The following is a 10,704-nucleotide window of genomic DNA, read 5'->3' as shown; positions in this document are numbered from 1 at the left end:
CAACATCGACTTCCTGCTCGGCTACCTCGCGCAGCTGCTGCCCCGCCGCCCCGACCTCAAGGTCGTCATCACCTCGGCGACGATCGACCCGGAGCGCTTCAGCAAGCACTTCGGGGACGCGCCGATCATCGAGGTCTCCGGACGGACGTTCCCGGTCGAGGTCCGCTACCGCCCGCGGGCCGACCCCGACGATCCCGGCGCGGAGCCGAAGGACCAGATCGACGGGATCGTCGAGGCCGTGGAGGAGCTTCGGCGCGAGGGACCGGGCGGTGACGTCCTCGTCTTCCTCGCCGGCGAGCGCGAGATCCGCGACACCGCCGACGCGCTGAACGCGCTCCCCGAGCGCCCGACCGACCCGCTCGACGTCCTCCCGCTCTACGCCCGCCTGTCGTCCGCCGAGCAGCACCGGGTGTTCGAGCCCGGCGCCTCGAACCGGCGGCGGATCGTCCTGGCCACCAACGTCGCCGAGACCTCGCTGACGGTGCCCGGCATCCGCTACGTCGTCGACCCCGGCCTCGCCCGCATCTCCCGCTACAGCCAGCGGACGAAGGTGCAGCGCCTCCCGATCGAGAAGATCTCCCAGGCGAGCGCCACCCAGCGGGCCGGACGCTGCGGTCGTGTCGCCGACGGAATCTGCATCCGGCTCTACGCCGAGGACGACTTCGATGCTCGCCCCGAGTTCACCGACCCCGAGATCCAGCGCACCAACCTCGCGTCGGTGATCCTGCAGATGGCGGGCGCGAAGCTGGGGCCGATCGAGGAGTTCCCCTTCGTCGACCCGCCGGAGACGCGCGCGATCCGCGACGGCGTCCGGCTGCTGACCGAACTCGGGGCCATCACCGGGGCGAGCGGAGCGACCGGGGATCGGGTCGGCGAGGACGCCATCACCCTCACCGACATCGGCCGCTCGCTGGCGCGCCTGCCCGTCGACCCCCGGATCGCCCGCATGATCCTGGCCGCCGACGGGCTCGGCTGTCTGCACGAGGTCACCGTCATCGCCGCCGGGCTCTCCGCGCAGGACCCCCGCGAGCGCCCGGCCGAGAAGGCCGCCGAGGCCGACGCCGCGCACGCGCGGTTCACCGACCCGCGGTCGGACTTCCTGTCGTGGCTGGCGCTGTGGGACCACGTCCGCACGCAGCGCCGCGAGCTCTCCGGCAACCGCTTTCGCAAGCAGTGCGCGGCCGAGTACCTCAACTTCCTGCGCATCCGCGAGTGGCAGGACCTCGCCGCCCAGCTGCGTCAGCTCACCGAGGAGCTGGGCCTGACCCGCAACGAGCCGGCCCGAGAGATCACGAAGGACGTCGCCGACCGGGTCCACCAGGCGCTGCTCACCGGGCTGCTCTCCCAGCTCGGCCTCGCCCACGAGCCGCCGAAGCCGAAACAGGGCGCCCCGAAGCCGAAGCGGCGGCCCCTCACCGAGTACGACGGCTCCCGCGGCGCCCGGTTCGCGATCTGGCCGGGCTCGACGCTGGCCAAGCGGCCCCCGACGTTCGTCATGGCCGCCGAGCTCGTCGAGACCTCCCGGCTGTGGGCGCGCACCGTCGCCGGCATCGACCCGGCGTGGGCCGAGCAGGCCGCCGGCGACCTGGTCACCCGGACGTACTCCGAGCCGCGGTGGTCGAAGCGCCGCGGCAGCGCGGTGGCCGTGGAGCGGGTCTCGCTGTTCGGAGTGCCGCTCGCGATGGACCGCACGGTCGACTACGGGCGCATCGACCCGGAGACCTCGCGCGAGCTGTTCCTGCGCCACGCCCTCGTCGAGGGCGACTGGAACGCCCGGCACGCCTTCGTGCGGCGCAACGCCGCCGAGCTGGAGCGGGTCGCCGAGATGGAGCGCCGCGCGCGGCGGGAGCTGCTCGTCGACGAGGAGACGATCTTCCGGTTCTACGACGAGCGCGTCCCCGCCTCCGTGGTCTCGCAGCGCCACTTCGACCGGTGGTGGCAGAAGGAGTCGCGCCGCGATCCGCACCTGCTCGACCTCGACCCGCGGGCGCTGCTCGCCCACGAGGCTCCCGACGCCGGGTCGTACCCCGACGAGTGGCGCGCGGGCGGGCTCACGCTGCCGCTCTCCTACGCCTTCGAGCCCGGCTCCGAGCGCGACGGCGTCACCGTCTCGGTGCCCCTCGCCGTCCTCGGACAGGTGCGCGCCGAGGACCTCGCCTGGCAGGTGCCGGGGCTGCGCGAGGAGATGCTGACCTCGCTGATCCGCTCGCTGCCCAAGCCGTTGCGGCGCTCGCTGGTCCCGGCCCCCGACACCGCCCGCGCCCTGCTCGCCCGCCTCGCCGCCGACCGTCGCCCCGCCGACGGCGAGCCGTTGCTCGGCGCGGTCACCGACGCCGTCAAGCGGCTCGCGGGCGTGGACGTGCCGACCGACGCGTGGAACGTCGCGGGGCTCCCCTCGCACCTGCGGCTGACGTTCCGGGTCACGGACGACGACGGGGGTGTGGTCGCCGAGGGCACCGACCTCGGCGCGTTGCGGCGGCGCTACGCGCAGGAGACCCGGGCGGCCGTGGCGAAGGTCGCCGACGGGCTCGAGCGGCGCGGGCTCACGTCGTTCGCCGAGGTCGGCGAACTGCCGCGGACGCGGGAGCAGTCCCGCGCCGGCGGCACCGTCACGGCCCACCTGGCGCTGGTGGACGAGGGCACGCGCACCGACCCGGCGGGCACCGTCGGGATCGGGGTGTTCGACTCGGCCCTCGAGGCCCGCGACGCCATGCGCGGCGGCACCCGTCGGCTCCTGCTGCGCAGCACGACGTCACCGGCGAAGGCGCTGGTCCGCTCGCTGGACAACCGCGCCGTACTGCGGCTGCGCGGGGCGATGGCCGAATCGGGGTACCGCGACGTCGCCGACCTCGCCGACGACTGCGTCGCCGCGGCCGTCGACGGGCTCGTCGCCGCCCGCGGCGGCCCGGCGTGGACGCCCGAGGCGTTCGACCGGCTCCGGGCGGACGTCACCGCGCGCTTGGCCGGCGGTGCCGCCGAGGTCCTCACCCGCGCGGAGGCCGTGCTGGCCGAGGCCACGACGGTGCGGCTGGCACTCGACGAGCTCGCCGCACGGCCGGCCAGCGGGCTCCTGCACGCCGCGCTCGACGACGTCCGAGCGCAGGTCGCGGCCCTCGTCGGGGGCCGGTTCGTGACCCGGCACGGGGTGAGCCGCCTGCCCGACGTGGTGCGCTGGCTCCGCGCGGCGGCCAAGCGGCTCGAGAAGCTCCCGACCGCCCCGCGCCGCGACGCCGAGCTCACCGACGAGGTCCACGCGGTCGAGGCCGACTACCGCACGCGGCGGGCGGCCGCGGAGGCCGAGCCGCGGACGTTCGACCGCGACGGCTGGGACGCCGTCGCCGCGATGATCCAGGAGCTGCGGGTCAGCCTGTTCGCCCAGGAGATCGGGACGGCCGGGTCCATCTCGCCGCAGCGGATCACGAAGGCCCTGGCTGCGCTGCGTCAGCCGGGTCAGCTCGGGTAGACGCGCCCCTGCCGCAGCGCCCAGACCACCAGCCCGGTCGGGATGACGACGAGCAGGGCGACGGCCGCGATCGCGAGGATCCACGCCGAGGAGAGCACCATCGGCGCGATCGACACCGGCACGACGACGGCGAGCACCAGCAGCAGCGTGCGCCACCGCCGCGCGGGGGCGGGCGGGGTCCCGACGGCGAGGGCGTTCGCGAAGCCCGCGTCCCAGCGGTGCTCGTGCGCCGCGATCGCGGCGAGGACGGCCTGCTCCTGGCTCGTGAGCGGCGCGGGATCGGACGGGGTGGCGGGGTTCATGGTGGGCTCCGGACGACGTCGTTGTCTTCCTGCCGCCAGGGTGCCCCGATCACCCGTCCGCGCCCACCCCCGCGGCGGGGTGAATCGATGCGATCTCAGGGCTCGGTCGTCAGGGCTCCAGCTCGACCGCGGCGCGGAACGAGCCGTCCATGTGGAACGGCACCGACTCGTGCTGGTGGACGATCAGCCACCGCCCGTCGACCCGGCGGAGACCGAAGGTCGACCGGAACCACAGCGTGAACTCGCCGCCCTTGGTCCCCGAGAGCGAGGTCAGCGTGTGGACGAAGGCGATGTCGCCGTCGACGTGCACCGTCGGCTCGCGGTGGGCCAGGCGCGGCGGCGCGGCGAAGGACGCGATCCAGTCGCCCAGCGCGGCCACGGCCGCGTCGTGGTCGCCCGCGCGCTGCACCAGCGGCGGGGCCAGGTCGTAGACGACGGCGCCGGGGGCGCAGGACGCGAGGGCACGGGCGGCGTCCCCCGCCCCGATGGCGTCGTGCATCTCGTCCAGCATGGCCAGGATCTGCTCGGTGTCGGTGGTGTGCTCGGTGATGGTCATGCCCGGGTGTCGAGACCGCGCCCGGCGTCTCGACACCACAGCGACGATGTCTTCGAAGGAGGCCCCACCGTGAAGTACATGATCCTGCTGCACTCGAACCCCGACTTCGCGCAGCGCTGGGAGTCGCTGACCCCCGAGCAGCGCGCCCGGTTCGGGGTGGACCACCTGGCGCTGAGCCGGGAGCTCGCCGAGTCCGGGGAGCTGGTCGCCTCGGAGGGGCTCGCCGACCCGTCGCTGGCCCGGTGGGTCTCCACCGCCGAGGGGCGCCCGGTGGTCGCCGACGGCCCGTTCGCCGAGACCAAGGAGCACCTGGCCGGCTTCCTGCTCGTCGACGTGGACGGCCCGGCGCGGGCCGAGGAGATCGGTGCCCGGGTGCCGGACGCCGTGTGGGGGCTGGTCGAGGTGCGCCCGGTGCTCGACATGAGCGGCTGGGACGTGTGAGCGGCAGCGACGTCGTCGAGGTCCTGCGGGAGGTCGCGCCGTCGGTGCTGGGCGTGCTGGTGCGCCGCCACCACGACTTCGACGCGTGCGAGGACGCCCTGCAGGAGGCCCTGCTCGCGGCCTCGACGAGCTGGCCACAGGACGGGTTGCCCGCCAACCCGACGGGGTGGCTGGTGACGGCCGCGACCCGACGTCTCGTGGAGGCGTGGCGTCGGGACTCGGCCCGGCGGCGCCGCGAGGCCAACGACCTGTTGCGGGAGGTCCCCGCCGCCCCCGAGCAGCTGCCGGCGTCCGGCGCCGACGACACGCTGGCGCTGCTGCTGCTCTGCTGCCACCCGGCGCTGCGCCCGCCGAGCCAGGTCGCGCTGACGCTGCGGGCGGTCGGGGGCCTGACGACCGCCGAGATCGCCCACGGGCTCCTGCTGCCCGAGCCGACGGTGGCCCAGCGCATCAGCCGCGCGAAGGCGCGCCTCGCCGACGGCCTCGTCCACCCGCGCGAGGTGTTCGCCCCGCCCACCGAGGCCCAGCGCACCGAGCGCCTGCCCGCGGTCCTCGCCGTGCTCTCGCTGGTGTTCACCGAGGGCCACACCGCGAGCACCGGCGAGCACCTCCACCGCCCCGACCTGACGGCCGAGGCGATCCGGTTGACGCGCGCGCTGCGCGCCGCCCTCCCCCCGGGTGCTGGCGAGGCGGGGGAGGTGGCCGGCCTGCTGGCGCTCATGCTGCTCACCGAGGCCCGCCGGCCCGCGCGCACCTCCGCCGACGGTGCCCTGGTGCCGCTCGCCGAGCAGGACCGCTCGTGCTGGGACGGGGCGATGATCGCGGAGGGGACGGCGCTCGTCGAGGACGTGCTGCGCGACGGGGTCCCGGGTCCCTACACCGTCCAGGCCGCCGTCGCGGCGCTGCACGACGCGGCCGTGGACCCCGCCGACACCGACTGGCCCCAGATCCTGGCGCTGTACGACACGCTCGTCGCGCTGTGGCCGGAGTCGATGTCCCGGCTGGGGCGCCTCGTCGCCGTCGGGGAGGTGCACGGCCCGGACGCCGCGCTGGCGGAGCTGGCGGACCTCGCGCAGGACCCGGGCCTGCGCACCCACCACCGGGTCGCGGCGGTGCGCGGGCACCTCGAGCAGGCCGCCGGCCGGGACGAGGCGGCGGTGGCCGCCTACCGGGAGGCGGCCCGGCTCACCCGGTCCGCCCCGGAGCGGGCCTACCTGCTCGACCGCGCGTCGCGCCTGACCTGAGCGCGGGTCACCGCCGCGGCATGATCACCCACAGCACCAGGTAGATGATCACCTGGGGCCCGGGCAGCAGGCAGGACAGCACGAAGATCAGGCGCACGACGTTGGCGGGGACACCGAAGCGCTCCCCGAGCCCGCCGCACACCCCCGCGATCCAGTGGTCCTGGGTGGAGCGGGTCAGCACGGCCATGACGGTTCCTCCGGGGGTCGTGACGCGGCGCGGTGGTCGCGCCGGGGTCGTCACGTCCGACACTGGACCACCGTGCGGGCCGCGGCCTGGGGGTGAGACCCGGAAATCTTCGGGGTCGACCCCGAGGAGCGGCCACCTGTCCCACATCGAGACAGGCACCCGGACGCCCGGACTCCTACTGTTCCCCCTGTGAGCGAGGACACGTCGGGTGCGCGGTCGTTGAAGACGGCCGCCATGGTCCTGCGGGCGCTGCGCCTGCTCGGGGACCACCCGGAGGGTCTGTCGCCCGCGGAGATCGGCGCGCACCTCGGCAAGAGCTCGGCCACGGCGCGCTACATGGTCAACACCCTGGTCGAGGCCGGGTACGCGCGGCGCGACGCCTCGGGCCGTGCCCGGCTGGGGTCGGCGCCGCCGTGGGGGGCGTGGGTGCCCGCCGGGCACGCCCTCGGCGACGAGCCCGCCGACTCTCCCGACCTCCAGCCCGGCGACCCCGCTCCGGGCGCGGTGCTCGCCGAGGCCGTCACCGAGCTGTACCGCCGGACGCGGCAGCGCGCGTACCTGGTGCGGCGCACCGGGACCGTCGTCGCGAGCGTCTCGGACGTCCGCGGGCACCAGGGCCTCGCGCGCATCCCCGGGCTCGACACCCACATCCCCCCGGAGCGGGCCCACGCCCTCGCGCTGACGAAGGTGCTGCTCGCCGCGTCGCCGATGTACCGCGAGGCGGTGTGCGGCGAGGAGCTCGCCGCGCTGACCCCGCGGACCATCACGTGCCCGGTCCGCTTCGCCCGCGAGCTCGACGCGGTGGCCGACCGCGGCTGGGCCCTCGACGACGGCGAGTTCGCCCCCGGCTTCGCGACGGTGGCCGCGCCGGTGACGGCCCCGTCGGGCACCTCCACCGTCGCGATCGGCCTGTCGTGCTCGGTCCGCCGCCTCGCCGGGCAGCGCGACGAGCTCGTCGCCGCGGTCGTCGCGGTCGCGGAGCAGGCCCACCGCGAGTGGGCGGCGACCCCGCCGCGGGACGACGACGGGTGCGAGCTCGGGCACGACGCCGAGCGCACCGGCACCGAACACCGCCCCGCCGACCGACGCCCGCTGGTCCGCGGGCACCGGCGGCGCCCCGGTCGGGCCGTCAGCGGCCCACGTCGGTGAGCCCGAAGGCCCGCAGCCGCCGGTAGAGCGTCGCGCGGCCCATCCCGAGCGCGGCGGCGGCCTTGACCCGGTTCCCGCGCGCCTCGATCAGCGCCCCGACGATCAGGTCGCGCTCGGCGGTCTCCAGCGGGGTCAGGCGGCGGCGGGTGCCGTGCACCGCCACCTCGGCCGGCAGGTCCGCGGCCTCGAGGTCGCCCGCGGGGCGCGCGACCAGCGCACGGCGCAGCACGTCCTCGACCTGGGCGGCGTTGCCCGGCCACCGGGCGCCCCCGAGCAGCGCCATCGCCTCCGGGGTGCACCGGACGCGGCGTCCGGGCGCCAGCCGCGCGAGCAGCGCCTCGACGAGGGGGGCGACGTCCTCGGGGCGGCGGCGCAGCGGCTCGATGGTGAGCGAGCCCGAGAACCGGCCCAGCACGTCGTGCACCGCCCGGCCCTCCCCGACCGCCGCGCCGGTGACCAGCGCGGTCACCCAGACGTTCGGCGTCGCGTGGTCCAGGAGCCCGGCCAGGGCCGCCGCCCCGGCGGCGTCGAGCGCCTCCACGCGCCGCACGACGACCGTCGCCGCGTCGGTCCCGAGCGCCCCGGGCAGCGCCGCGAGCTCGCCGGGCGCCTCCTCGGTCTCGGCGTCGACGACGACGAAGCGGGCGGCGGGGCGCACCTCGCGGTGCGCGGCCCGGACCGCGGCCGCCTTGCCCACGCCGGTCTCGCCGAGCACGACCGTGCTGCGCACCGCACCGGCGGCGGCCCGCAGCACCGCGCTGGTCGTCCGCCACGAGCGCGACGTCCCGGCGAGCCCGGCCAGCGGGCGCGCCGGTGCGGGGGCCGGCCCGGAGTAGGCCCGGGGCCCCGCGCCGCCCCCGACCCCGCTCCCGGCGAGGCGCAGGGTGCTCGTGCTCGGGACGACCTCGACGACGACACCCGCCGGGCGGTGCGCGGGCGCGGGCGTGAACAGCAGCCGGACCGGGCCGTCGGAGAGCAGCACGCGCTCCTCGCCCGGGCCGTTCGGACGGAACTCGGCGGCGTGCCGGGCGACCTGGTCGCGGTCGGCGGCGTCGAGGGTCTCGTGGGCCGCCCGGTTGGCGATGACGAAGTCCTCGGCCAGCGCGAGCACCGGCCCCCGGGCCCGCACGCTCGCGGCCCGGAACGCGGCCATGACGGCGCGCGCCCCGGCGCTGCCGCGCTCGCGGAGCACCTCCTCGATGTCCTTCGCGGTCTGCGCGGCGAGGAACCGCATGATGTCGTTCGCCTCGGCGGCCAGGCAGGTGACGTCGAGGATCCCGACGAGCGCGCCGCCGGGACGGTGCACGGGGGCCCCGGCGCAGGCGAAGGAGCGCAGCCGGTCGGTGAAGTGCTCGGCGCCGATCACCATCGCGTTGGCGGCGCCCTCGAGCGCCGTGCCGACGCCGTTGGTCCCGGCGAACTCCTCCGCGTAGCTGAAGCCCGGCGCGAGCTGGATGGCGTCGAGGCGGCGCCGCAGCTCGCCCTCCCCGACGCGGCGGTCCAGCACGTTGCCCTCGGCGTCGGAGAGCACGACGGCGACCGCCATCCCCGAGAGCCGCTCGGTCAGGTCGTCGAGGACGGGCCGGGCGCAGTGGACGAGGCTGCCCTCGAAGTCGAGGTCGGGGTCGTAGGGCAGCGCGAGGTGGTCGGCGTCGACGCCGGCGCGGCGCGAGCGCTCCCAGGACTGCACGATCTCCGGGCGGACCACACCGCGCTCGTCGACGGTGCCGTCCCCCAGGAACCGTTCGCGGGCGCGGTCGAGAGCGGGGTCGGTCATTGCGTCCATGGGCCACCTCGCTGCCGCGCCTCGGTCGTCCTCGAAGGATGCGCAACCGGCGATGGTAGGCGTGATCGGCGCCACGGCGCGAGGCCCGGACGTCTCGATCCGAGACACCAGCCCTCCGCGCCCACCTCAGCCGGCGATCGTGTCCACCAGCAGGACCACGTTCAGGCAGACGACGACCGCGCTGATCCCGCCGAGCACGAGGGTCATACCGCGCCCGATCGCCTCGGTCCCGAGGACCGTCTCGTCCCGGGCCACGCGGAGCAGGGCGTAGAGCGCGAAGGGGATGCCGAACGACAGCACGACCTGGCTCGCGATCAGCGCCGTGGTCGGGCTGGTGCCGATCGCGAGCAGGACCAGGGCGGGCACCATCGTCACGGTGCGCCGGATCGTCGCGGACAGGTGCAGGTCGACGAAGCCCTCCATGACGACCTGCCCGGAGTAGGTCCCCACGGCGGCCGAGGAGAGGCCGCTGGCGAGCAGGGTCGCGGCGAACGCCAGCGCGACCGCACCGCCCGCGAGCTGCCCGAGGCCGGCGTGCGCGGCCTCGAGCCCGTCCACGCCCTCCCCGCTCCCGCTGCCGAAGACCCGCGCCGCGACGAGCAGCATCGCGAGGTTGACCAGGCCGGCGATGGTCAGGGCGCCGATCACCTCGGTGCGCTGGAACGCCAGCAGTCGCGCCCGGCCGGGTCGCCCGACCCCGCGCGAGCGGCCCGCGGACAGCGCGGAGTGGGCGTAGATGGCGTGCGGCATCACGGTGGCGCCGACGATGCCGACCGCGAGCACGAGCTGGGCGGAGTCGTCGAGACCCGGGACGAGGCCCGCGGCGACGCCCCCGGGGTCGATCCCGACCTCGGCGAGCTGGAAGCCGACGCCGGCGACCACGAACGCCAGGAAGGCGACGATCCCGACCTCGAACGGCCGGTGGCCGCGGCGCTGCAGCGCGAGGACACCGAACGCCACGACCGCGGTGATCAGTCCCGACGGCAGCAGGCCGAGGCCGAAGAGCAGGTTCAGCCCGACGGCCGCCCCGAGGAACTCGGCCACGTCGGTGGCCATCGCGACCACCTCGGCCTGCAACCACATGAGCACCCGCGCCGGGCGGCTCATCACCTGCCGGCACACCCGCGGGAGGCTGCGCCCGGTGACGATGCCGACCTTGGCCGCCACGTACTGCACCGGCATGGCCATCAGCCCGGCGGCGACGACCACCCAGGCGAGCGCGTAGCCCGACGTCGCGCCCGCGACGCTGTTGGTGGCGACGTTGCCCGGGTCGACGTAGGCGACGGACGCCACGAAGGCCGGGCCGGCGAGGACCACCGGTGGGCGACGGAACATCGGGTCAGCGGTCCCGTCCCGGCTCCGGGGGCTCGGTGCCGGGGCCGGAGCCCGAGCCGTCGAAGTCATCGGCGGTGACCTGGTCGAGGAAGTCGCGCATCTCGTCGACCTCCTTGCTCTGCGGGTGCGGGTCGTCGCCCTGCAGCTCCTTCCAGGACTGCCCGGCGCGCTCCATCACCTCGTCGGCCACCCCGATGGGCAGGGCGTCGCGGACCGCGATCGCCAGCGCGTCGCTGGGCCG

At 76.0% G+C, this 10,704-nt stretch carries 9 protein-coding genes and 1 pseudogene; 4 read left to right on the top strand and 6 right to left on the bottom strand.

The genetic code is table 11. The features are described 5' to 3' along the window. On the top strand, positions 1 to 3,463 hold a 3,463-nt coding region (gene hrpA / locus AC0CYZ_RS09470), incomplete at its 5' end, for an ATP-dependent RNA helicase HrpA (RefSeq protein ID WP_472214594.1). On the opposite strand, the gene AC0CYZ_RS09465 is transcribed toward hrpA, so the two are convergent. Then, a complete protein-coding gene (locus tag AC0CYZ_RS09465) occupies positions 3,451 to 3,765 on the bottom strand; it encodes a DUF3040 domain-containing protein (protein ID WP_472214593.1) in 315 nt (104 codons plus the stop codon). The genes hrpA and AC0CYZ_RS09465 overlap by 13 nt on opposite strands. A gap of 109 nt (positions 3,766 to 3,874) precedes the next feature. After that, positions 3,875 to 4,321, bottom strand: coding sequence for a nuclear transport factor 2 family protein (locus tag AC0CYZ_RS09460; protein ID WP_472214591.1), 447 nt, complete (start codon positions 4,319 to 4,321; stop codon positions 3,875 to 3,877). A 78-nt stretch (positions 4,322 to 4,399) separates the two neighbouring features. Here AC0CYZ_RS09460 and AC0CYZ_RS09455 point away from each other — a divergent pair, with 78 nt between their 5' ends. Both AC0CYZ_RS09455 and AC0CYZ_RS09450 read left to right on the top strand, forming a co-directional pair. Beyond that, positions 4,400 to 4,762 (top strand): YciI family protein, encoded by a 363-nt coding sequence (locus AC0CYZ_RS09455; RefSeq protein ID WP_472214595.1) that lies wholly within the window; start codon positions 4,400 to 4,402, stop codon positions 4,760 to 4,762. Next, complete coding sequence (locus AC0CYZ_RS09450; protein WP_472214589.1) at positions 4,759 to 6,006, top strand: RNA polymerase sigma factor; 1,248 nt, start codon at positions 4,759 to 4,761, stop codon at positions 6,004 to 6,006. Before AC0CYZ_RS09455 ends, AC0CYZ_RS09450 begins: the two co-directional genes overlap by 4 nt. A gap of 7 nt (positions 6,007 to 6,013) precedes the next feature. Here AC0CYZ_RS09450 and AC0CYZ_RS09445 read toward each other — a convergent pair whose 3' ends face one another. Then, positions 6,014 to 6,193 carry a PspC domain-containing protein gene (locus AC0CYZ_RS09445; RefSeq protein WP_472214587.1) on the bottom strand — a complete coding sequence of 60 codons (180 nt, stop codon included), beginning with the start codon at positions 6,191 to 6,193 and terminating at the stop codon, positions 6,014 to 6,016. A gap of 189 nt (positions 6,194 to 6,382) precedes the next feature. Between AC0CYZ_RS09445 and AC0CYZ_RS09440 the strand changes: the two genes are divergently transcribed. Then, entirely contained in the window at positions 6,383 to 7,342 is a 960-nt protein-coding gene (locus AC0CYZ_RS09440) for an IclR family transcriptional regulator (protein ID WP_472214585.1), read from the top strand. Here the strand turns inward: AC0CYZ_RS09440 and AC0CYZ_RS09435 are convergent. The 3 genes and pseudogenes from AC0CYZ_RS09435 to AC0CYZ_RS09425 form a co-directional block, all read right to left on the bottom strand. Beyond that, on the bottom strand, positions 7,323 to 9,128 hold the full coding sequence (locus AC0CYZ_RS09435; protein WP_472214584.1) for a sigma-54-dependent Fis family transcriptional regulator: 1,806 nt from the start codon (positions 9,126 to 9,128) through the stop codon (positions 7,323 to 7,325). The genes AC0CYZ_RS09440 and AC0CYZ_RS09435 overlap by 20 nt on opposite strands. Before the next feature lie 126 nt (positions 9,129 to 9,254). Beyond that, a complete protein-coding gene (locus AC0CYZ_RS09430; protein ID WP_472214582.1) occupies positions 9,255 to 10,463 on the bottom strand; it encodes an Nramp family divalent metal transporter in 1,209 nt (402 codons plus the stop codon). Positions 10,464 to 10,467: 4 nt separating this feature from the next. After that, positions 10,468 to 10,704: pseudogene (locus AC0CYZ_RS09425) on the bottom strand (hypothetical protein); the annotation flags it as partial.

The organism is Actinomycetospora sp., assembly GCF_055612215.1.
The sequence above is the reverse complement of the archived record's forward strand: the minus strand, read 5'-3'. Positions and strand labels throughout refer to the sequence as shown.